This is a genomic window from Streptomyces sp. NBC_00341 (genome assembly GCF_041435055.1).
Lineage (GTDB): Bacteria > Actinomycetota > Actinomycetes > Streptomycetales > Streptomycetaceae > Streptomyces.
The window spans coordinates 8,486,811-8,508,939 of record NZ_CP108002.1 but is presented as its reverse complement, the minus strand read 5'-3'; the positions used below and the strand labels follow the sequence as shown (position 1 = coordinate 8,508,939).

Annotated in this window: 18 protein-coding genes; 3 read left to right on the top strand and 15 right to left on the bottom strand. The window is 72.9% G+C overall.

What is annotated here, in order from left to right; all coding sequences use genetic code 11:
* Positions 1–52: 52 nt before the first annotated feature.
* The 12 genes from OG892_RS37865 to OG892_RS37810 all read right to left on the bottom strand — a co-directional run bounded on the left by OG892_RS37865 (position 53) and on the right by OG892_RS37810 (position 16,022).
* Positions 53–1,867 carry a VgrG-related protein gene (locus OG892_RS37865; protein WP_371631438.1) on the bottom strand — a complete coding sequence of 605 codons (1,815 nt, stop codon included), beginning with the start codon at positions 1,865–1,867 and terminating at the stop codon, positions 53–55.
* Positions 1,864–2,586, bottom strand: a complete 723-nt coding sequence (locus OG892_RS37860) for a LysM peptidoglycan-binding domain-containing protein (protein ID WP_073733938.1) — start codon at positions 2,584–2,586, stop codon at positions 1,864–1,866. The genes OG892_RS37865 and OG892_RS37860 overlap by 4 nt, the downstream gene beginning before the upstream one ends.
* A 94-nt stretch (positions 2,587–2,680) precedes the next feature.
* A complete protein-coding gene (locus tag OG892_RS37855; RefSeq protein ID WP_073733939.1) occupies positions 2,681–3,106 on the bottom strand; it encodes a phage tail protein in 426 nt (141 codons plus the stop codon).
* A 24-nt stretch (positions 3,107–3,130) separates the two neighbouring features.
* A complete protein-coding gene (locus OG892_RS37850) occupies positions 3,131–6,220 on the bottom strand; it encodes a hypothetical protein (protein WP_371631437.1) in 3,090 nt (1,029 codons plus the stop codon).
* Between the two features lie 4 nt (positions 6,221–6,224).
* Positions 6,225–6,383, bottom strand: coding sequence for a DUF6760 family protein (locus tag OG892_RS37845; RefSeq protein ID WP_185092612.1), 159 nt, complete (start codon positions 6,381–6,383; stop codon positions 6,225–6,227).
* Entirely contained in the window at positions 6,380–6,874 is a 495-nt protein-coding gene (locus tag OG892_RS37840; protein ID WP_073733941.1) for a zinc-ribbon domain-containing protein, read from the bottom strand. The genes OG892_RS37845 and OG892_RS37840 overlap by 4 nt, the downstream gene beginning before the upstream one ends.
* Positions 6,871–7,311: a phage tail protein gene (locus tag OG892_RS37835; RefSeq protein ID WP_073733942.1), complete on the bottom strand. Its 441-nt coding sequence runs from the start codon at positions 7,309–7,311 to the stop codon at positions 6,871–6,873. The genes OG892_RS37840 and OG892_RS37835 overlap by 4 nt, the downstream gene beginning before the upstream one ends.
* A 34-nt stretch (positions 7,312–7,345) precedes the next feature.
* Positions 7,346–8,899, bottom strand: coding sequence for a phage tail sheath family protein (locus OG892_RS37830; RefSeq protein ID WP_328864287.1), 1,554 nt, complete (start codon positions 8,897–8,899; stop codon positions 7,346–7,348).
* A 185-nt stretch (positions 8,900–9,084) separates the two neighbouring features.
* A complete protein-coding gene (locus tag OG892_RS37825; RefSeq protein WP_073734683.1) occupies positions 9,085–11,100 on the bottom strand; it encodes an ATP-binding protein in 2,016 nt (671 codons plus the stop codon).
* 155 nt (positions 11,101–11,255) lie between these two features.
* A complete protein-coding gene (locus OG892_RS37820) occupies positions 11,256–11,960 on the bottom strand; it encodes a DUF4255 domain-containing protein (protein WP_371631436.1) in 705 nt (234 codons plus the stop codon).
* Complete coding sequence (locus OG892_RS37815; RefSeq protein WP_328864288.1) at positions 11,957–15,154, bottom strand: hypothetical protein; 3,198 nt, start codon at positions 15,152–15,154, stop codon at positions 11,957–11,959. Before OG892_RS37815 ends, OG892_RS37820 begins: the two co-directional genes overlap by 4 nt.
* A gap of 145 nt (positions 15,155–15,299) precedes the next feature.
* Positions 15,300–16,022 carry a LuxR C-terminal-related transcriptional regulator gene (locus OG892_RS37810; protein ID WP_371631435.1) on the bottom strand — a complete coding sequence of 241 codons (723 nt, stop codon included), beginning with the start codon at positions 16,020–16,022 and terminating at the stop codon, positions 15,300–15,302.
* A 315-nt stretch (positions 16,023–16,337) separates the two neighbouring features.
* On the opposite strand from OG892_RS37810, the gene OG892_RS37805 reads away from it, so the two are divergent.
* Positions 16,338–17,696: a hydrolytic protein gene (locus tag OG892_RS37805; RefSeq protein ID WP_242436580.1), complete on the top strand. Its 1,359-nt coding sequence runs from the start codon at positions 16,338–16,340 to the stop codon at positions 17,694–17,696.
* A gap of 436 nt (positions 17,697–18,132) precedes the next feature.
* Positions 18,133–18,786, top strand: coding sequence for a GPP34 family phosphoprotein (locus OG892_RS37800; protein WP_371631434.1), 654 nt, complete (start codon positions 18,133–18,135; stop codon positions 18,784–18,786).
* A gap of 417 nt (positions 18,787–19,203) precedes the next feature.
* On the opposite strand, the gene OG892_RS37795 is transcribed toward OG892_RS37800, so the two are convergent.
* On the bottom strand, positions 19,204–19,914 hold the full coding sequence (locus tag OG892_RS37795) for a class F sortase (RefSeq protein WP_371631433.1): 711 nt from the start codon (positions 19,912–19,914) through the stop codon (positions 19,204–19,206).
* A gap of 68 nt (positions 19,915–19,982) precedes the next feature.
* Complete coding sequence (locus tag OG892_RS37790) at positions 19,983–20,810, bottom strand: hypothetical protein (RefSeq protein ID WP_371631432.1); 828 nt, start codon at positions 20,808–20,810, stop codon at positions 19,983–19,985.
* 235 nt (positions 20,811–21,045) lie between these two features.
* Here OG892_RS37790 and OG892_RS37785 point away from each other — a divergent pair, with 235 nt between their 5' ends.
* A complete protein-coding gene (locus tag OG892_RS37785; protein WP_073733950.1) occupies positions 21,046–21,225 on the top strand; it encodes a hypothetical protein in 180 nt (59 codons plus the stop codon).
* An 82-nt stretch (positions 21,226–21,307) separates the two neighbouring features.
* On the opposite strand, the gene OG892_RS37780 is transcribed toward OG892_RS37785, so the two are convergent.
* The gene (locus tag OG892_RS37780) at positions 21,308–21,943 is read right to left on the bottom strand and encodes a DUF1345 domain-containing protein (RefSeq protein WP_371631431.1); all 636 of its coding nucleotides are present in this window, start codon (positions 21,941–21,943) and stop codon (positions 21,308–21,310) included.
* Positions 21,944–22,129 lie beyond the last annotated feature (186 nt).

The window sequence follows — 22,129 nt, the reverse complement described above, 5'->3', positions numbered from 1 at the left end:
GGTGTGGGGGGAACTGCGAGGGCTGCGGCGGGGCGCCACATGTGGTGGGCTCTCAGTTGATCCGGATGAGCCGGGCCTTGAGGACGCCCAGCAGACCGCCGTCGACCGTGACATCCGTCGTGCCGTTGACCTGCACGGAACGGCCCCCGATCCGCACACCGTCGGTGCCGTCGATGTCCACCTGTCTGCCTCGCACGTTCACCTTGCCCAGCTTCGCGTCCAGTGTGATGCCGTCCTTGTCGAGCACCACGGAGGCGAGGGGGCGGCCACGCCCCGCGTAGACGGTCAGCTCGATCCGGTCCCGGCGGTCGTCGAGGCGTACTTCGAGGCGCTCGTCGGCGGTCATCAGCCGCAGCCCGGACGGGCCGGGTGCCCGCGCGTCCAGCAGTTCCACCCGGTGTCCCGAACGCGACACCACCGAGCGGCGGTTGACCTTGCCACTGGTCCGGTCGATCAGCGGGACGTCATGGGGCGACGGCAGGTCCACGCCGTTGTACAGCCCCCCGATGACGTACGGGCTGTCCAGCAGGCCCTGTTCGAACCCGACCAGGACCTCGTCGTTGACCTCCGCGCTCAACACCCCTCCCCCGCCGACGCCGCCCCACTGCACGGTGCGCACCCAGTCGGTAACGTAACTCTCGTCCAGCCAGGGGAACTTCAGCCGGACCGCGCCGCGCTCCGCACCGTCCGGCTCGCGTACGTCCGTCACCACGCCGATCGCCAGCCCCGGCATCCGGGGGCCACGGTCCGGCCCGCCGGTCACCAGGCCCGTCAGGGAGCGGTCCGGGCCCGCGCCGACCCAGACGGTGGTGCGGTAGCCCTCGTGCGGCTCCAGGACGTGCTGTACGGCCGTCGCCGTGTACCGGCCGGAGAACGCCTGCCCGACGTTGCCGAGGGCCACGGGCTTGCCGGCCCGCAGCCGGGGATTGCCCTCGGCCACCGCCTCCAGCTCCCCGAATCCGGCGCTGACCTGGGCGGCCGTCGCATCCGCCACCGCCGTCGTCTCCGCCTGGGTGCGGTACGGGGTGTCCGTGACGGTCAGCTTCGCCTTGCCGAACCTGGCGCTCGCCGACGGACTCAGGCCCGGCACCGCTGTGTCACTGATCACCGACGGGTTCCGCGCCACCAGGGGCCGCTTCGTCCTGACGTCCCAGCCGCGCACCTCGACCGAGGCCGCGCTGTCCGCCGCCGACAGCGAGGCCCGCAGCGCGAGGAGGTTCCGGCCGTACTCGAGCACCATCGGGTTCTTGGTCGCCGAGGTCGACGGCGCGGGCGCGCCGGACGCCTTCTGCGGCCTGGTGAACTGGAGCAGGCCCTTTTCGTCGACGCGCACCTGCGCACCGCTCTCACCCGCCAGGTACTGCAGGAAGTCCCAGTCGGACACGTTCGCCTGCGAGAGCTGCTGGTACGTGACCGGTGCGGCCTGCACGGTTCCGCAGGCCAACCCGGCCCCGGCGGCCACCTTGCGGACGATCGCGGCCGCCGTCATGTTCCGGTACGCCACCACCTTGCGGCCCCGCTGCAGCCGGTGAGCCTTGGAGTACCCGCGCACCACCGTGAACGAGCCCGTACGGTCCGCGTCCAGCTCCAGGGCCGTCACCTCACCGTTGAACAGCCGCTCCCGCGCCTGCCCCGAGGCGGTCACCACCGAGACCCGCAGCGGGGTGCCGATGGTGATGCCGGTCGCCTGGAGGAACTCGTGATCGGGGTCCCGGAAGGTGAGCACCGCCGCGTCGGGCAGGCCCACACTCTCGTCCACCACGCAGCTCACCAACTGGGCGGCCCAGACCTTGGGGAGCTCTGCGGGCGTCTCCACGACGGGGTCCGCCGCGAACGAGCGGCTGCCCTGTGCCTCGGTCGTGCTCACCGGTCCTCCTCACTGTCCGTGTCCAGCAGCGCCGGAACCACCAGTTCGGTGCCGGGCGGGAGCTCCATGGGGTCGTCTATTCCGTTCGCCTCCGCGATGACCCGCCAGGCCGTCGGGTCGCCGTACTCCCGCCAGGCCAGCATGGCGAGGCTGTCCCCCGCCACGACCGTGTGCGTACTGCGGGCGGTGCGCGCACCGGACGTCGGGTTCTGGCCCGCCGTGTCGACGCTCGCCTCCTCGATGGACAGCGCGCAGGTGGCCCGCAGCGGCTTGCCGTCCACATCGAACAGGGTGTAACTCACCGACAGGCTGGACAGCACCCCGTCGAACGCGGTCGTCCGCGCGGTGCCCCATTCGAACCGGACCCACGGGCTGGCCGGTTTCTTGCGGCCCAGGCTCGCCGGTGTCGGCACGCACGCCTTCATCAGCTTCTCCACCGCCTGCTCCACGGAGTTGTCGTGGGTGGCGGTGGCGTCCAGGAACACTTCGAGGCTCAGCGTGCGGGGTCCGCTCCCGACGAACTCGGGCAGCGCCGACTGTCCTGCCATCCGGGACGGGGAGCGCCGCCACTCGGTGGTCTTGCGCAGCTCCAGGGTGGAGGGGTTGAACTGGAGGTCGAGCTGCGCGACCGTCCCACCGGGTTTCGCGCCGACCGAGGCCGGGGGCTCCTTCAGGGTCAGCTGGGCTCTGGCCCGGCTTGAGCGCACCGCTGGCGACATGCCTGGAGTTCCTTTCCGGTGCGGATACGAGGGCGGATACGGGGGCGGGGGCCGGGGGTTGAGTCCGGGGGTTGAGTCCGGAGGCCGGTCGGGGTCAGGAAGGGCGCAGCCCCTGGTGGGCGATCTCCAGGGTCTCCACCGCTGCCTCCGACCGTGCGGGGTCGAAGGACGGTCCCTGCCAGCGGACCGGGACGATCCCGAAGACCTGCCAGCTGATGATCCTGGTCAGGTCCGGTTTCAGCGCCACGATCTCGCCGTCCTTGGGCTCCACCCGCCGCAGCGTCTCGTCGAGCCATCGGCCGATCTTCGCCGTGTCGGTGGTGACCGGCCTGGTGAGCGTGATGTTCGACCAGCTCACGCGTCCGGGCAGTTGCCAGGTGAAGCCGTTATTGCCGCCTTCGGCATAGGTCTCCATCTCCACCTCCGCACCCATGCCGGAGCAGGTGTGGAAGGCCCCGAGGTCGTTCCCGGCGATCGCAAGCCGGAAGAACACGCTGGTCGCGAAGATACTGTCTGTCATTGCTCCGTCATCCGTTCCGTGCTCTCAGCGGCGTCCGTCGTAGGGACGGCCCGTGCGGTCCCGGCCACGCCGCAGTTCGGTGCGCAGCAGCCGGGCCACGGGGTCGAGCAGGCGGCGCGCCAGCTCGTCCATGTCGGCCCCGGAGGCCTGCGGTGATCCGGCGTGCCCGGCCGCGCCGTTGCCGGTGGCGGATGATGTCGTGCCCGACCGCTGCGACTGAGCCTTGGCCGGTGCGGCGGCGGGTAAGGGGTCCTTGGACGCGGAGCCGTTCGATACGGAGCTGTTCGATACGGAGCCGTTGGGTACGGAGCCGTCGCCCGCGCCGGTCACGTCGCGCTGGACCTGGGGCGCCGGGCCTGTCGGCCGGGTGGACCTCGGCCGGACCACGGGGACGGTGCCTGCCGGCGTCCGTGCCGGTGCCGGTGTGCCCGGGGGGCGGCCCGCGAGCGCCGGCGCCTGCGGGGCGGTCACCGGGAGGGGCCGTACGGGTACGGGCCGCCCTCCCGGTGCGGCGCTTGCCTGTGCGGCGCTTGTCTGTACCGTCCTTGCCGGTACCGGGCCTGCCGGTGCCGCTTCCCCGGTCGCTCCCCGGGTGAGTGGCGCGGGCCGGACGACCGGGACGCGCTGGACGGACTCCGGAGCACCGTTGCTCCGTGCGCCGCGCCCCGCCGACCCTGTCCGGGCCCCGGAGGAGCGTCCGGTGGCAGCGCGCTGGACCTGCGGCGTGCCAGGGGCCGTCGCGGACGGACCCTGCGACGGCGGCGCGGAGCCACTCCGTTGGGGGGCCGGTGCGCCGGGCCAGCGCGCCGCCACCACAGGACGGCCTCCGGGGCGGGCGGCCACGGGGGCCGCCACGCCTTCCGGGGCATGGGTGCTCAGGCCGAGCGGGCGCGCGGCGAGCAGCGAGAGGGTGCGCGGCGGCGCAGAGGCGGCGTGCGCTCCGGCGCGGGCCACCGTGATGGGGTGCGGGCCGACGGCGCCCATGGTCGGGGTGCTCGTGGTTCTCGGGGTTCCTGTGGTGCTCGCGGTACCTGACGTGCTTGTAGTACCTGACGTGCTTGCGCTGCTTGTAGTACTCGCGCCGCCTGCGGCAGTTGTGGTGCCTGCGATGCTCGCGTTGCCTGGCGCGGGGGCACGGGCGACGACGACCGGGGCCGGAGCGGCGGGGCTGCTGTCCCCGGGCCGCTGCCGGCCGGAGCCGAGGCTGCCGGAACCCGAAGTGCCGGGCCCGGAACCGCCCGAGGGCGTATCAGGGCGTCCCGTGTCCCCGGCGGAGGCACCGAGCAGCGGCGCGTCCTTCGCGCGTCCCCGGTTCCCGTCCGCCGTGGGATGCGCCGGAGTTGCGCCGGACCTACGGTCCTGGCCGGCCGGAGCACGCTGGATGTCGGGCCCGGGAGCTGTACGGGGAGGACGGGCACCGGACCCGGTTGCGCCCGGCAGGCCTGCGGTGGGCGGCAGCTCGGACAACGGCGCGCCCAGGCCGCCGCGCGCACGGGCCCCGGTGCGACGGTCCGAAGCCGTACGGTCCGGAGTCGTCCCGCCCGAAGTCGTCCGGCCCGAAGTCCTCCGGTCCGAAGTCGTCCGCTCCGGGGCCCGGTCCGGGGCCTGCGCCCGCTTCGTGGGGGCGCTCGGAGTGCCGGGGGCCGGGGCACCGGCCGTGGGCTCCGAGTGGTGCTGGACCACGGGCAGCGCCGGACCGGGCGCGGACGCGGTACGTGCGGCCGGCGGAACAGCCTTGGCATCTGCCGCCAACGGCGTTGCCGTGGACGGCAGTTCACTCATCGGTGCGCCGAGCGGCGCGCGGTCGGCGGATCGCTGTACCAGCGGCGCCGAGCGCATCCCCGCCCCTGCCTGCGCGGGCGCCGCGGAGTCGGGTCCGGGTGCGTCCGGGGCGGCCCGGCCGTCGGCTGCCCGAACGGTGGCGGGGCGCAGGGCCGGAAGCCGGCGCACGGGTCCGGCCGGACGCCGGGCGACGGTCGGCACCGGCCCGACGGCGCGGACACGGACGGCCTCGCGGAACCCCGCGACCCCCTCGACCCTCGGGGCGCGGGACGCCTCCGGGGCGCGGGATGCCGTCGACGCGCCGCCTTCCCGCTCGGGCCGGGACCCCGGCGTCCCGGTCGTGGAGCGCTGGACGGCCGGGCCGGACGACGTACGGCCGGCGGAACCGGCGGTCGGGCGGGACCCGCGCACCTGGTGCGGCTCGGACGCGCCGCCCGGCGTCCGCGAGGCGTGTCCACCGGTAGCGGGCCGGGCCGGGGCGGCGGCTGTGCCCGGGACCACGGACACGCGTCGTACCAGCGGGATGTGCGAAGCGGACGCCACCCGGCCGGTGCCGGTGTCTGTGGGGGTCACGACCGGGCCGGTCGCCGGGTCCGCTGCCCGCTGGACAGGCGGGTCCGGCGGAAGGAGCGTGGCGGGGGAATCCGCAGACGTGATGCCACGGCCGGCGCGGGGCGTCCCGCCCGGACGACGCCCCCTCGCCGCACTGTCGCCGCCCGGACGGGCCGCAGCAGGCGCCGGGCCGGAGCCCGTACCCGCCGTTCCGGTTCCGGTGCTCGATGCCGCGCCCGGACGCGTCCGGCGCGAGATCTGTGGGGTCCGGGCGGTCGGCGTCCGCGTACCGCCGTCCGCGCTCCCCGGGTTCGATGCGACGGCCTGGGGCGTGGCGCTCTCCGCGCTGTTCGGCTCCTGCGTGCGCAGGGCTCGCAGCAGCAGCGGCCCCCGGCCGGTACGGGTCGGCTGCGGGGCTGCGGGTGGCGTGACGCCGCGCACCAGGCCGGTCGGGGCGGTGGGCAGCAGGGCGTGGCCGAGCCCGGCGTCGAACGACGGGTTCTGCCAGGCCGCGAGGCCGTCGCGGAAGGCGAGGCCGTCGCTGACACCGAGCGGAGCGCGGGCCACGGTCAGCTGCGGCGGCGGGGTGCGGCGCCAGCCGCCGTCCCAGTCGCCGGGCACGGAGGGAGCCGGACCGCCGGAAGGAGCCGGACCACCGGAGGCGCCCCGGTCCCGGTCGTCGCCGGAGGGGCCGGACGGGCCGGTGCGCTCCGAAGCCCGGGGGCGGTCCGCGGTGTCGGGTCCGGCAGTCCGGCGGCGCAGCCTGTCCCGCCATGCCATGCGCTCAACCGCCTTCGTTCACACGGGTGTTGATACGGGCTATCTCGGATACCCACTCCTGGCGCTCGCCGTGCGTCAGGTCGAGGATCTCCTCGCGTTGCCAGTGGAAGTGGTAGGCGATGTACGCGATCTCCTCCCGGAGCCGGGGAAGGGCGTACGTCACGATTCCCCCAGGCGCCCACCCGAGAGGTCGACCTCGAAGCCGCCCTCGCAGTGCGGGCAGGTCACCGCCGCCCGCGTGTGGCCCTCGCTGTTGACGCGGCGGTAGAAGTCCTGGAGGAACGCCACGTCGGTGGCGTACATCCGCTCCACCACCCCGGCGTGCACATCGGTGATCGCGCCGAGCCGGGTGATCACCTGGCTGAGCAGCACCACGCTCAGGTACGCCGGGTTCTCCTTGACCCGCAGGTCGATCTGGGGCCGCAGCTCGTCACGGGCGGTCGCCAGGCGCATCGAGCCGTGCCGGTGCACCGTGCCAGCCTCGTCCACGTACCCGCGCGGGAGCTCGAACTCGAACTCGGTGCGCAGTCTGTGGTCCTCCCGGGGCGCCGGAGCGGGGGCGGGGGCGGCCGCCGCCTGCTCCGGTACCGGGGCGGGCTCCGTCGCCTGGAGGATTTCCTCCAGGTTGCCCGCGGTCACCGTACGACGCCTCATTCGACGACGATCTCCTCGAAGACGATCGTGACGGACTCGGTGGCCGCGGCGGACTCGCCCGCCTTGAGCGACGGGCCCTCCCACTTCGAGGCCCAGCCCTGCATCAGCTGGATGCGCCGGACCGTGCTGCCCTCGGAGTCCTTGATCTCGATGGTGAGGTTCTGCCGCGCGGTGTCCACGGCACCCTTGTTCAGGGTCTCCTTGATCCACGAGGTGAACTCGCTGCTCTGGTCGAGTCCACGGGTGATCGTGACCTCGCCGGCCTGCCGGGCGCCGGGCTGCTTGCGGATGATCTGCTTGCCCTCCGCGCTGACCTGACGGACCTCGACGACCTCCTCCTCGACGGTCAGCCCGCTGATCTCCTGAATCGACTCGACCAGGTAGCCGCCGAGCTGCACGCCGAAGACGTGGGTGGAAAGAGCATCGCCCTCTGCCATGACTGTCTGTCACCTTTCTTTGCTGACCCGCGGGTCACTCGTCGATGAGGCTGGTGGTGTCGGAGAACTGAGCCAGCCGGAACACCACGAACTCCGCGGGCTTGACCGGCGAGACGCCGATCTCACAGATGACCCGGCCCTGGTCGATGGACTCCTGCGGGTTGTTGTCGCGGTCGCACCGTACGTAGAACGCCTCTTCCGCGGTGCGGCCGAACAGTGCGCCCCTGCGCCATTCCTCGGTGAGGAACGCGGTGACGTTGCGCCGGATGCTCGACCACAGCCGGTCGTCGTTCGGCTCGAAGACCACCCACTGGGTGCCCAGGAGGATTGATTCCTCCAGGTAGTTGAACAGCCGGCGGACGTTCAGGTAGCGCCATGCCGGGTCGGAGGAGAGGGTGCGGGCGCCCCACACCCTCACGCCCCGGCCGGAGAAGGCGCGCACGCAGTTCACGCCGATCGGGTTCAGCAGGTCCTGCTCGCCCTTGCTGAGCCGGAGTTCCAGATCCACGGCGCCGCGGATCACCTCGTTGGCGGGCGCCTTGTGCACGCCGCGCTCGGCGTCGCTGCGCGCCCACACACCGGCGATGTGACCGCTGGGCGGGACGGTGGTGTTGCGTCCGGCGGCCGGGTCGAAGACCCGCACCCACGGGTAGTAGAGGGTGGCGTAGCGGGAGTCGTAGCCCGCCTCGTCGTTGCGCCAGGTGCGCACCTGCTGGGCGGAGAGCCCGGGCGGGGTGTCCAGGATGGCGACCCGGTCGCCCATCTGCTCGCAGTGCGCGATCACTGCGAGCTGCACCGTCCGTACGCCCTCCGCGTCGATGTCGCCGCGCTGGTGGGCGCTCATCAGGTCGGGCACCGAGACCATGGTGATCTCGTCGATGGCCTCCAGGCCGCCGAAGCCGGTACGGGCGGCGGCGTCACCGACGTACTCGGACGCGTCGAGGCGCACCACCTCGCCGGAGCCGGACGCGGCGGGCGGGGCCGGGGCGTCGGGTACGGCCAGGGTCTGCGCGGCGGGCCTGCTCTGCGCGGCGTTGCGCTGCTCGGTGACCGCGATCAGGGTGGAGGAACGCGTCTGGGTGACGAGGTACCCCTTGACGTTCTTGCGGGTCGAGGCCTCGTACGTCTCCACGACCTTGTCGCCCTGGCGCACCAGGACCTTGAAGCGGTCCTCCGGCGGGTTGTCGCCGTCCGCGTCGGCGATCTCCACCGACACCCCGGAGACACCCGGCCTGGCCGCGAACAGGAAGCCGCCGAGCTCGACCGGCTCGGCCGCCCTGGGCTGCGACCCATGGGCGCCGTCGGCCGGGGAGGCGCCCTCGGCGGGTCCGCCGATCCGGACCACGTACGCGGCGCCCCCGCCGTTGGCGAAGTACCCGTAGACCGCGTGGGGCAGGTAGGTGCCCTCGGCGAATCCGCCGAACAGCTGGGTGTACTGGTCCCAGGTGGTCACCAGTGTCGGTGCGTGGAACGGTCCGTTGCGGGCAAACCCCACGAACGCGGCGACGGCGGTGCCGACCCCTTCGATCGGTCGGGCACCGGACTGCACCTCCTCCACGTACACACCCGGGGTGAGGTACGTCGGCATACTCGCTCCTTCGCGTCCTTACGGGTCACCTGTGTCCAGGCCGAGTCTTCGCTGCCGGCCCGCCACAGCGACAGGGACTCGCGGACCTGGCCGGGGGCAAGGCCGCTGCCTTTCCGGGACGCTCCGCGCTGACCGTCCGGGCCAGGTGGCAGGTGGTGACGGCCCGGTTCACGGCCGTACGCGCCTCAGGCGCCGGCGGCCTCGGTCATGTACGGGCCGAACTCGCCCTCCAGGACCAGCCGTCCGAGCTTGCGGTACTCCTGCACGACCGCGGTCACCACCTGGCGCATGGTGAGCGGGCTGCCGGACTCCGCCGCCAGGTACGCCGCGGTCACCGCGCAGGCCCGGATCGAGCCTCCGGCCAGTTCGAAGCGGTCCGCGCAGAAGCCGAGGTCCAGGTCGTCGGCCCGGGGCAGCCGGTCGCCCAGGCACCGGTCCCAGAGGGCGAGGCGCTGGCCGGAGTCGGGCACCGGGAAGTCCGCGACCACGTCCAGGCGGCGGGTGAACGCCTCGTCCAGGTTGGCCCGCAGATTGGTGGTCAGCACGGCGATCCCGTCGAACGACTCCATGCGCTGGAGCAGGTACGCCGACTCGATGTTGGCGTGCCGGTCGTGGGCGTCCTTCACCTCGGAGCGCTTGCCGAAGATGGCGTCGGCCTCGTCGAAGAGCAGGACCGCGTTGACCGCGGAGGCCTCGGTGAAGATCCGCTCCAGGTTCTTCTCGGTCTCCCCGACGTACTTGTCGACGACCGTGGACAGGTCCACCACGTACAGGTCCATCCCCAGGTCGGCCGCGACGACCTCGGCGGACATGGTCTTGCCGGTGCCCGACTCCCCCGCGAACAGCGCGATCACGCCACGCCCCCTGCCGCCGCCGGGCCGCATCCCCCACTGCCCCAGCACCTGCTCCCGGTGGCGGGCGCGCAGCGCGAGTTCGCGCAGCCGCCGGTGGGTGAGCGGCGGGAGGACCAGGTCGTCCCAGCCGACGCCCGGCTCCACCCGACGGGCGAGCCGGTCGAGCCCCGCGCCGTTCTGGGCGCGTACGGCGCTCTGCAGGTCCTCGGGGCGGACCGGTCCGCCGGCCAGGGCGGCTGTGCGTACCGCCGCGTCCGCGGCGCGGCGCAACTGCCCGGAGTCCAGGCGGTGCGCGGCGACCGCCCTGGCGAGCGCCTCGGCGTCGCCGGTCACGGAGCCTTCGCCGGCGGCCCGGTCGAGGGCGTGCCGCCAGCGCGCCGCCTGCCGCTCGGGAGACGGCGCCGGCACGGTCAGGACGACGGGGGCGTCGCCCGCCCACGCCGGGTCCCAGCCGGTGGTGCCGTGCGTGAACAGCGGGATTCCCCGCAGCGCCGCGCACAACGCCGCCAGTGTCCGGGCCCGTTCGACGGGTTCCGCGGGCAGCGCCTCCACGGGGCCGAGGACGACCCCGGAGCCGGTCAGCCGGGCTTCGCGGGCGGTCACCCTGGCGAGTTCCGGAACATCGCCGGAGCGCCGGGCGAGCGCCACCGCGTCCAGGACGAGCGGGCGCAGCCCGGCCGCGCGCAGCGCGGCGGTGGCCAGGCCCTCGGCGTCGCCGCCCCGGCTGCGCAGGTGGACCAGGCCGGTGCCGCTGCCGGCGGCGGCCGCGGCCCGCTGGATCTCCGCCGCCTCCGCGGTCGGGTCCTCAGCGGTGTCGCCGAGCACCCCGGCCAGCCGGGCGTCGGGGTGGGCGTTGCCCAGGAGGTGCCCGGAGACCCGGTCGGGGACGGCCAGGACGCGGGAGAGCGGCGGCCGTTCCGGCTCGGTGACCAGGACCAGACCGGCCTCGACGAGCGGTGCCCCGGGGGCGAGCCGGAACCGGGCGGGCGCGGCGCCGGCCAGCCCGCACAGCTCCAGGGCGAGCCCGACCGTGGGTCGCCGGCGCGTCAGGTCGTCGTTGAGGTAGCCGTAGAACCGTTCGAACCGGGCGTCCAGGTCCGGCGCCACCGCGATCAGGAGCAGGTCCAGGTCCAGCGGGGACAGTCCGAACCGTACGGCGAGGCCTTCGAGCACCGACCCGGGAGCCGGCTGCCATGCCTCCTGGGCGGGTACGCCGAGGCCGCCGGGCTCGTCCAGGATGCGGGTGATCGCCTCGGGGGTGAAGTACTGGCCCCGGTACGGGTCGTCGGGATCGGGGTCGGCGGCGCGACGGTCCTCCACGGCGCGCCGCACCCGCTCCTCGACCAGGCGGAGCCGGGACCAGAGTTGGGGCTCCTCGGCATCCGGCGGGGCGGCGGGGCGGCGCTCGCGCCGGACATCCGGCCGGGCGTCGTGCCGGTTCGCGGGCTCGGAACCGGGCTCGGGCTCGGGCTCGGTGAGGACAGCGGGTTCGGCGGTGTGTGTCACGGCTGGCGGTCCCCCCGGCGGCGGCGTGCGGGGGCGGGCCGCCGCTCGCGCGGTCCGGCGAAGCCGTCCGGCCCGGCCTCGCTCGTCCCCGTATAGCGCAGCCGCCGACCCGGCACCGCGTCGCCGTCCTCGCTCCGGGTGGCGGAGCGCACGACGAGCCCTTCGGTGACCGGCGGCGCGACGACCGTGCTCACTCCGGCGAGCGGCGCCCGCACCAGTACCCCAAGCGATGCCTTCAGCTCGCCGCCGAGCGCCGACCACACGTCCGACGCGGCCGGTGCGTCGAGCCTGCCCCCGGCGGTGTCCAGGCTGACGGTCAGGCCGAGTTCGGCGAGTGTGCCGGTGAGCAGCCGGGCGGGCAGCGTGTCGGTGGCCACCAGGCAGGCGAGCACCTGCGAGAGCAGCCGGTGCTCGTCCTGCGGGCGGCTCGCCCACGCGGTGACCAGGTAGGTCAGCTCGAACCAGCGCGGCGGGGTGCGGCGCGCGACCAGGTGCCCGTCCGCGTCGTACACCTCCCCGGCGCCGCTGCCGCGCCGGGTGGCGTCCTCCCGGATGTCGTACAGGAAGACGCAGACCGTGGGGGCGTTGCGGCGTGCCGCCCAGTCCTTGGTGGGGGCGTCGAAGGCCACTTCGACGCCCGATGCCTCCAGTCCGGACTCACCGAGCAGGCGGCGCATCGCCTCGTCGACCTCGTGGATCACCGGCGGGTCATCTCGCCGGGCGGCTGCCAGTTGCCGATGACGACCAGGAAGTCGGTCTTCACCGCCGAGAACCCGGGGCCCCTGGCCGTGATGACGCGTGGTCCGGTCTCGTCCTTGGCGAGGATGAGCAGCTGGCCGATGAACGTGCCGTCGGGCTGCGGGACGGTCGGCGCCGCCGCCGCGGTGATCCCCGGCTTCCAGGTGAACCGCACCGGTGCTCCCGGCGGGAAGTCCTTGCCGCGCACCGAGGTGACGAAGCCGGGCTTGCCGATCGGCGGGACCGCGACGATGCGGGGCTGGAGGATGCGAAGTGGCTGCCTGGCGGTGTTGTCGCTCTTGTCGGCGTCGGTGCCGGTGGTGGTGAGCAGGCCGGTGACGCTGCTGGTCAGGGCCTTGTCCGGGCTGAGGACGACGCGGACGACGGTGCTGGCGCCGGGGGTCAGGTCCGGCAGCGCGCACACCCACGAGCGGTCGCAGCCCGCCGGCGGTCCGCTGTTCGGGAGGCCCCGGGGCAGGCCGACCTTCAGCCGCAGCCCGGTCGCCAGCGCCTCACGGCCGTTGCGCACGGTGTACGTCACGACGACGCGTCCGCCGACATAGCCGGGGTTGGGCTGCGCCGTGACGCGCACCGCGGGTCCTGCGGCGGGCTCGGGCGGCGCCGGGGGCACGGTGGGCGGTGTGGTGGCGGGGGGCGGCTCGGTGGTGGGAGGCGCGCGGGTGGGTGTCGGGGGTTGCGGTGTCGTCGTCGGGGGCGGGGTGTCCTCGCGCACCGGCACCACGGTCCGGACGGCGTTGTCGCTGGGCAGTGGGTCCTGTACGGCGCCGGTGACCGACCAGTCGAACGGCGCGTCGCCGGGGGTGACCCCGACGAGGGTGACGCTCACCGGGACCGTGGTGCCGGGCCGCACCACTCCGACGTCGCACTGGAGGGAGGCCGCGTCGCAGGTGCCGCCGGGCCAGGTCAGTCCGGTGACCCGGGCACCGGGCGGCGGGGCGATGGTCAGCCGGGTGCCAGGGGAGGCGGCGGGGCCGTTGTTCACCACATCGACGGGGATCGTCGTGGAGCGGCCGACGGCCACCGCCGGGACGTTGCCGGGCGCGTGCACCGCGAGGTCCACGGACTGCTGGACGCTGGGTTCCTTCTGGCGTCCGGGGAGACCTGTGGTGAGCGGGCTGAGGGCGCAGGTCGCGATGTCCAGGTGGTAGAGCTTCTCCGGGCTGTTGGCCGGGAGCGCCTCGCGGGAGCTGATGACCAGGCCCGTGCCGTCGGCCGTCCAGGCGGCGTCGCGCGGCTGGAAGGGGCCGGTGAGCGAGGTGTCCGGCAGCTCCTGGCGGCAGCCGTCGGGGAGGTTGTGGGCGGCCTCGGGCAGCAGTACCTGGCAGCCGCCGTCGGCCAGCGAGGTCAGCAGGATGCCGTTGCGCTGGTCGGTCAGGCCGCCGCCGTTCTTCCGGTTGAAGGCGATGCTGAGCCCGTCCGGGGAGAACGCCGGGCTGTCGTCGATGACTTCGCAGCTCCCCGGGCAGGCCGTGGCGCTCAGGTCGCGCTGCGCGGCCAGATTGTTCACCGGCACGGTCCAGATGTGCTTGTTGCCGCCGCCCCCGTCGATCACCTGGTTGCGGGTGAAGGCCAGGGTGGTGCCGTCGGAAGACCAGGTGGGCTGGGCGTCGCCGCCCTGGGGCTGCCCGGCCGGCGCGGTGATCCGGTCGCGGATCTCGCCGGTCGCGACGTCCGCGATCAGGATGCTGCTGGGGCCCGCCGCGTCGCCGACTCCTCCGGGCGAAGTCCGGGTGAAGGCGAGGTACTTGCCGTCCGGGGAGAACGTCGGGTCGGTGTCCCAGTCCTTCGGTCCGCGTCCGTCGAGTTTCATGTACGCCTTGTTGGAGCCGTCGGCGTCCACCATCAAGATCCGCTCGACGCGGTTGTCGTCCTCGCCCTCGAAACGGGTCACCACGATCCTGCGGCCGTCGGGCGTGTAGTTCTGCCGCTCGGTCCACGGGTCCCCCGTGGCCGGCCGGAAGAGCGGGTCGTGCGTGGGGTCGGTGTCGGTGTCCGCGGCCGGGTCCTCGTTGAGGATCGTCAGGCCCAGGTCGCGGGGGTCGGAACCGTCCGACCGGGCGTCCTGGAGCGTCACCTCGTGCGGACCGGCGGCGGAGATCCGCTCGACCACCACACCGCCGTCCTGGACCGTGCCGGTCCAGGTGGGCGATTCGACCTCCCGGTCCTCGCTGAGCTCCAGGTCCGGTGTGCCGTCGGAGTGCGCGGGCACCCGGAACACGTGGTCCCAGTCGCCCTCGCAGTCGCAGGTGCGGTCCGGGCTCAGGAACAGCACGCCGTCCCCGTCGGGCAGCCACGCTGCCCCGTGGGTACGCCACTCTGCCTGTACGCCCCCCAGCAGCGGCCCGTCGGTACGCCCGTCCGTCACCCGCAGCCGGGGTCCCGGCGGTCCTGCGGCGGTGTACGCGATCTGGTCGCGGTGCGCGGGATCGTCGACCGGGTTCCAGGCCGGCTCGGTGGCCGCGCCGTTGGCCGGGTCTGTGAGCAGGGTGTCGCCGCCCGGGGAAGCCGCGGTGTCGCCGCCCGCCAGGGGCCGTACGTAGATCTGCATGCCGGCCGCAGGCTGGTTGCCGCCGGAGTACGCCAGGCGCTGCCCGTCCGGGGAGACCGTCGGGCACTCCTCGTCCCAGGGGGTGTCGGTGAGCCGGGTGAGGCCGGTGCCGTCGGTGCGCACCATCCACAGGTCGCGCTGCTTGCCGCCGTCCGCGCCCCCTGGCTCCGCGGAGTCGAACACGACGGAGCTGCCGTCCGGGGTCAGCTGGGGGTGCCCGGCGTACCGGCCGCTGGTCAGTTTGCGCACCGACCCGTCGGCGGTCCGCAGGTAGACCTGCGGTGCCTTCTCGTCGCGGCGGCTCGCGAAGACCATCTGGTCCCCGAGCGCGGACGGCTGGAGGTCGAAGTGGGCCGGGCCCTCGCCGAACAGCGGTGCGCTGTGGGTGTCGGTCTTCACCTGGCCGAGGCTGCGGTGGCGGGTACCGGCGTAGGCGATCCGGGTGGCCGCGGCTTCGGCCGCCTGCGGCCTGGGCTCTGCGCTGCCCTCCCCGGCGGCCGTTGTCACCGCGAGCAGGGGGATCAGGAGCAGCAACGACGCCCCGAGTCTTCCCGGGCGGAACCGCCCACCGGGGCCGGCGGTGCGCATCACGGTCCACCTCGCTGTCTGGTGCGGTTTCGGGCTGTCCCCCGCCACCCTGCCGGGCCCTCGTGCGGTGCGGCAGGGCGGCGGGGACGTACCCGGGGGAAACGTGCGGTGCGCTTTCGGGCAGTTCCGCGGTGCCCGGACGCCGTCAGATCAGCCCGTTGCGCAGTGCGTAGCCGACCGCGTGGGCCCGGTTGCGCAGTTGCAGCCGCGTGATGATCTCGTGCAGGACGTTCTTGACGGTCCGTTCGGAGTAGGCGGTCTTGCGGGCTATCTCCACGGTGTCCAGGCCTTCCGACACCAGGCGCAGCATGTCCGCCTCGCGGGTGGTCAGCGTGGACAGCGAGAGGCTCCGGGGGTCGAGCGCGGAGCGCTGGAGGCTGCCCACATGGGTGAGCAGCTTGCCCAGCAGGTCGCCAGGGAGCACGCCCTCGCCGTTGGCTATCGCCAGGACCAGGTGGAGAAGCTGGTCCTGGCCCGCGTCTGCGCGCCGCAGTACCGCGGAGACGCCGCACTCTATGACGCGTTGCAGGGCGCCCGCGCCGAGGGTGCCGACCACGAGGCCGGTGCGGGTGGCGGTGTTGTGCCGCAGCCGGTGCAGGAGGGCTGCCACGTCGTCGTCGACGCTGTCGACGACGACCAGCGACACCTGGGCCTGTTCCGCCGCGTCGTCGTCGAGGAGACTCACCTCGGGCCGTCGGCGTAACTGCTGGACGACACCGACGTGCAGGACCGGGTCGGCGGCGTAGACGGCGATGGTCACCTGGTCCGCGCGGTCGGTCGGGGAGGTCCGGTGCGCGGCCGGTGCCTGGGCGGAGAGACGTGGTGCGGTGACGGACACGGCCGGACGGTACTGCTCTGGGCAGGTCATGGGCAGGGTTCCTGATTCATGAGTCCGTGGGCAGAGGGTTCGTGGAGAAAGAGGTCGTTCGGAGAGGGTTCGTGAGCAGAGGAAATGCGGAGGGTTCGTGAGGAGTGCTTCGTGGGCAGAAGGACGTGGGAGCCGCGGGACGTGAGAACGGACAGCGGCCGTCACGGACACGGGCGGCGGGCTCGCGAGTCGCGCGTACGGATCAACAGCTCACCGTTTCAGTGGAGTTGGTCTTGACTCCCCGGGCACCGCGACTGCCCGGGTCTTGCCCTTGCGCTCCTCGCGGCGGACGTGCGGCGGTTCTAGCGTGACGGTGTGACGCCTTCTGCAGCCCCTTCCGGCCCCAGCGCGCCCGGCCTCGACATCCCGGCGGTGACCGTGGCACCGGGCAGCACCGCCACCACCAGCCTGACCGTCCGCAACGACAGCGACATCGTCGAGGCGTACAGCCTGGAGGTCGTCGGGGACTGCGCCCCCTGGGCCACCGTGGAACCCCCACGGGTCTCCCTCTATCCCGGCACGTCCGAGACGGTGACGATCCGCCTGGATCCGCCGCGTTCGCCGGAGACCAGGCCCGGCGACATACCTCTCGGCGTGCGCGTGCTGCCGGCCGAGCACCCCGAGTCGGTGCGGGTCCCGGAAACCACCGTGCACGTCGAGGAGTTCCGCGAGCTGCACACCGAGCTGGCGCCGCGCCGCCGGCGGGGCTGGCTGCGCGGCCGCTACCGGCTCGCGGTGCGCAACCTGGGCAACGCCCCGGCGCAGGTGGGCTTCGTCCCGGGCCAGGCGGGCGAGGAGCTTCGGTTCACGTTCACCCCCGCGAAGCCGAAGCTGGAGCCCGGCGAGACGGCGGAGATCCGGCTGCGGGTCCGCACGGGCAAGCCGGTGTGGTTCGGCTCCCCGGTGGTGTGGCCGTTCACCGTGGACACCTCGGAGTCCACCGAGTCCGCCGAGTCCGCCGGCCAGGAGGAGGTACGGCGCGACGAGGCCGCCGTCCGGCCGCCCCTGAACGCCGAGTTCGTCCAGATCCCGGTCTTCCCGAAGTGGCTGCTCGCCGTGCTGGCGGCGCTGCTCGCGCTGCTGCTGGCCTGGTTCACCCTGGTCCGTCCGGCGGTGCGCAGCGCGGCGAAGGAGGCCGCCACGAAGGAGGTCCAGGCGCGCCCCAATCCGGGCGGCGCGCAGGACAGCCAGTCGCCGGGCACCGGTTCGGGCGGCGAGAAGGGCAATCCGTCCGGCGGCGACAAGGGTGCGCAGCCCGGAGCGAGCCCCGGAGCCACGCCCGGCGCGGGCGGCGACGGGACCTCGGCGGGCGGCGGGCAGCAGAGTTCGGCCACCATCGACCTGAAGACATCCGGCGGAACGAGCAACGCCGGTACGTACAAGGTGCCCGAGGACCACGCCTTCGGGATCACGGACATCGTCGTCGCCAACTTCCAGGGCGACGAGGGAGTGCTCACGATCACGTTCGGCGGGCGCAAGATCACCACGATCGCGCTGGAGACCTTCCGCAACCAGGACTACCACTGGGTCACCCCCATCAAGATCACCGAGAACGACACCGTGACCGTCAACGTGACCTGTGCGAAGCCGGGGACACCGGCCACCGGACGTCGTGCGCAGGAGTGCCACGAAGTCCTGAACGTGAGCGGTGTGCTCAGTCCCGTCAAGCAATGAACCAGGCCTTCCGGGACAATATCGACCAGTGCGGTGTCGTCCGAAACGGTAGATTTATCGTTTCGTCTGAAAATCGACACCGGACGCGATCGAAGCCGGCGGTCCGACGCAGGGTCAGGGGCGGCGTGGCGGGATGACGGAACCGGTGGCCATCCGGTCGCCGTCCCCCACGTCACGACACATGGTCCGGCCCCGGCGAGCGGTGTCGGCGGTTCCGCGTCCCGCGGCGGGAACGGCCTGCGCCGATCACAAACTGGCCGACTTTCGCCGTGCCAACGCGCGTGTCCCGGACGGGAGACCTGGAGCGGGAACGGAAGCGCTTCGACTCCGCACGCTCTGCGCTTCGGGATGATTCGGCTCGCTCGCACCGGGCAGGCGCTTCGCACGGGTCGCCGCGCCGCGCCCACGCGATTCCGACGAAGGCAGAGGAAGACACATGCGCCGGTCACTGCCCCAGAACCTTTACCTGCTCTGCTACACCGTGGACGACGAGAAATTCGAACTCACCAACCTCCAGGGGCGCGGCCAGCTGCTGCGCGCCGGGGCGCTGACCCAACTGGCCGTCGACGGCCTGCTCGGCGCCGAGGGAGGCAAGGTCGTCCGACGCGCCGCCACGCCGCCGGGCGATCTCTTCCTCGCCGAGGTGTGGCGCGACCTGCCCACGGAGAAGCCGAAGCGCTGGCTCCGGTTCGTGCACAACAAGGCCCACACCGCCGAGAAGCCGGTCCGTGAGCAGCTTGCCGGGACGGGCGCGATCACGGTCCACCACGAGAAGCGACTGGGCCTGGTGCCCGTCGACCGGGTCGTCGTCAACGCCCCGGAACAGGTGCGCGCCCTTCAGGGGCGGATTCGCGACGCCGTACTCCTCGACGGCGATCCGGCATCGCTCCCGGTGGACGAGCTGACCATGGCCGTGTTCGCGGCCGAGGCCGAGGTGACCAGCGTGTTCACCGGTAAGGAACGCCGCGAGCACAAGCAGACGCTCAAGCGGCTCGCCACGCGGTACGACGGCATCGTTCCGGGCCTGCGCGCGGCGCTGCGGGACTCGTACCTGTCGAGCAGGGCGGTCGGCGGCGGCTGGGGAAGCTGAGTACGGCAGACGGTGGCGGGTGCGGTCTGCCGGCTGCAGGCACCGGCAGACCGCCTGTCCCGCTCCGGCTCACGAGTGGAGGTTGTCGAGCCGGCACGGGACCTGCGCAGCGGACGACGGGGCCACCGAAGGAGTTCCGGCTCCTCGGCCCGCTGTCCGAATCCGATGGTCTCGGCTCCGGACGGCGGGCCCGTGCGGTGGCTGGGTCCCGTTGACGGGTCCGGTGCACGTGTGGGGGTGACGCACGCTCAGGGCCGGATCCCGCCGGATCGCCGGCCCGGCCCCGAGCGGCTGAGGCGGACCTCTCGCCGTGAGCCCCGCTCCGTCAGTCATTCGGAGCCACGGGGCCGCCGGATTGGAACCGGAGCTGATCCGGTACCGGCTTCACCTGTACGGCCGAAGTAGTGCCCGACTGCCCTACCCGTGGCCGTGGCTGCCGGTGAGTGTGGCGTACACGACGACGTTGTCGGCGTAGTGGCTGTCGTTCTTGGAGTAGTCGCCGCCACAGGTGATCAGGCGGAGCCCGGCATGATCGAGGTTGCGGTACACCTCGACGGTGGGGAACCGGTCCTTGGGGTAGAGCGCGGTCCGGTCGACGGTGAAATCGGCGGTCCGCCCGTCCGCGCGCCGAACGCTGATCCGGTCACCGGGACCGAGCTTGCCGAGCCCGAAGAACACCCCGGGGGCCCCGTTCCAGGTGACATGCCCCGCGATCACGGCGGGCCCCACGGCTCCGGGCGTGGCCCCGGGCCGGTACCAGCCGGCCTTGTCCGGGTCCCGCGGGGTCTCCATGGCCCGGTCCTTGCCGAGCCCGAGCTCCTCCAGGGTGGAGGTCACCTTGAGCGAGGGAATCGTGATGCTGACGGGCCGGGACGCGGGCAGCGCCTCGGTGCGCGGCTTCCCGGACGGTGCCGGGCTCCGCGCCCCCTGCCGCGTCGCCGGGGGCTGTTCGGTGGCGACCGGGCCCCCCTTCTCTGCGGCAGGGGGTGGAGCGGGCTGCTGCCGGCTGGTTCCCAGAGCCAGCAGCAGCCCACCGGCCAGGAGCAGGGCGGCGGCGAGGGCGATGAGTGTGACGTCGCGCCGCCGGGCCCTCGTGCGGTGCGCGCCTTCGTCGGGTGTCCCATTCATCGCTTCACCTGTCCCTGCGTCCGGCCGTTACGGGGCATCCGACGGTGCGTCCGCCGGTGCGGAGCGCCTCAGCTGTCGTGCCGGGCGTGGGCCGTGCGCGTGCGGCGCCGTACGACGAACAGTCCGCCCGCCGCGAGAACGGCCGCGCCGCCCGCCGCGAACAGTCCGGGCGACTCCACGCCCGCCGTGCTCCCGCTTCCGGTCTCGACGCCACCCGTCGGCATGGAGCCGACCGCGGCGCCCTTGACCATGCCGCAGCTCGCCGGAGCGGTGGCCTCCTGCGGCAGCTTCGGGTCGAGTTCGCTCTTCCCCTTGCCGAAGTCGTACTTGGCGTTGCCGTTCGGGTCGATGCCGTGCTGGACGACGTGCAGATCCTTGATGTGCTCGACGACGGCGTGCGAGACGGGGATCGTCCGGGAGTAGCTCAGCTTCCCGTCCTTGTCCGCCACGGGCATCCGGTCGACCGCGAGACCGCTGTCCTTGGACGTGTCGCCCTTGGTGGTCAGGGAGATGTTGATGTCCCCGTACACCGGCAGCCCCTCGGCCGTGCTGACGATGCCGTCACCGTCCTTGTCCGCGCTCATGTCCGGGCAGTGGAAGTCATGGCCGTCGGTCGAGCCGTGGATGTGCTGCGCGTGCGGCTGACCGGGCACCAGCCCCTCGGCCTCGATCTTCACGGTGAGCTTGTCGCCCTCCACGCTCACCAGGGCCGTGCCACTCGCGCCGGAGTTGTTCAACTGGTTCAGATCGATCTGGTACGTGTCACCGTCTGCGGCTTTCGTCGTACTGCCGGCGACATGGCCGTCGTGCGCCATGGCGGGCACGGCCGCGCAGAGCGTGAGCGCGGCGGGCACGGCCAGCAAGGCGGTGAGACGGGTTGAACGGCGGGCATTCACGAAGACGCATCCCCTTCCGGCGGTTCCGGTCACAGAACCGGAACCGCGTTCGGTCGCTGATGTCGTCTATTCGGTGCCGTCGTCGTAACGGATTGGTCCGGGCCCGTCGCCGAACCAACCGGCGGTCACCGCCAACGATCCGACGCATCGAACGCCCTATCGACACATGGGTGTGTTGAACAGGGGCACACGGGCTGCACCCACACTTCACCCAATCAAAAAGGGAGTCCCGACCATGCTGGGAATCGTCGCAGCTGTGCTCTTCTTCATCGCCTTCCTGATCAACGCCGCCGACATCGCGACGAACGACGTCTTCTCCTCGGTGAATGTGATGCTGCTCGGCCTCACTGCCCTGGCCCTGCACGTGGGCGGCATCGGCACCGGATGGGGGCGTAGCGGTTCGCGCAGACGTTGACGCGAGGCCCGGCGAGCGTGTTGTCCCGGTGCTCGTGAACGCCGGAGCTCATGAACGCCGGGGCTCCGGCGGCCGGCGCGGGTCAGCCCGTGACGATTCCGGCGACGAGGTTGATGGTCGTGGCCAGGATGCTCGCTCCGAAGACGTACGACAGCAGGCAGTGCCGGAGGGCGACCGCGCGGATCCGGGGACTGGAGACGTCGGTGTCGGAGACCTGGTAGGTCATGCCGAGGTTGTAACTGAAGTAGAGGAAGTCGCTGTAGCGCGGCGGGTCGTCGGTGTTGAAGTCGATCCCGCCCTCCGGCGGCAGGTAGTAGATGTACGCGTACCGGGCGGCGTACATCAGGTGCAGTGCCGCCCAGGCCATGAACACTCCGCAGAGTGCCGTGACAGCCGCGGCATGGTTCAGACCCGGGTCGCCCACCAGAAGCAGCGCCACGATGCCGACGAGACCGGACACGGCGGACCCGACGACCGCGAGCTCCTCGATGACGGGCCGGAACTCCTCGCGCCGGGCGTTGTGATGGGTGGCCGCGGCTGTCATGGGCCACAGGGCGATCCACCCCGTCACCACGAAGGCCGTCTCCGCCGCCGCGATCGCGGCGAGGACGCCCAGCTGCGCACTGGTCAGCACGCCTACGACCGCGCCCGCCGCCGCTCCGACGACCGCCGCTCCGACGAGCCGGGGAAGGGCGGAAAGCACCAGCCAATCGCTCATGGGGACCTCGGGAGGGCTGCCTCGGCAACGCGGTGAAGCGAGGGCTGTCTCAGGCTATCCGCGCCTGAGCCGGGCGGCAGTCCGGCAGACCCGGCGAATTCGCCAACCGTCCTGGACGTCGAGTGGCGCGCCCCTACCGGCCCACATATTTTTCCCAGTAGTAATGTTCTGTACCCATTTGCCCGA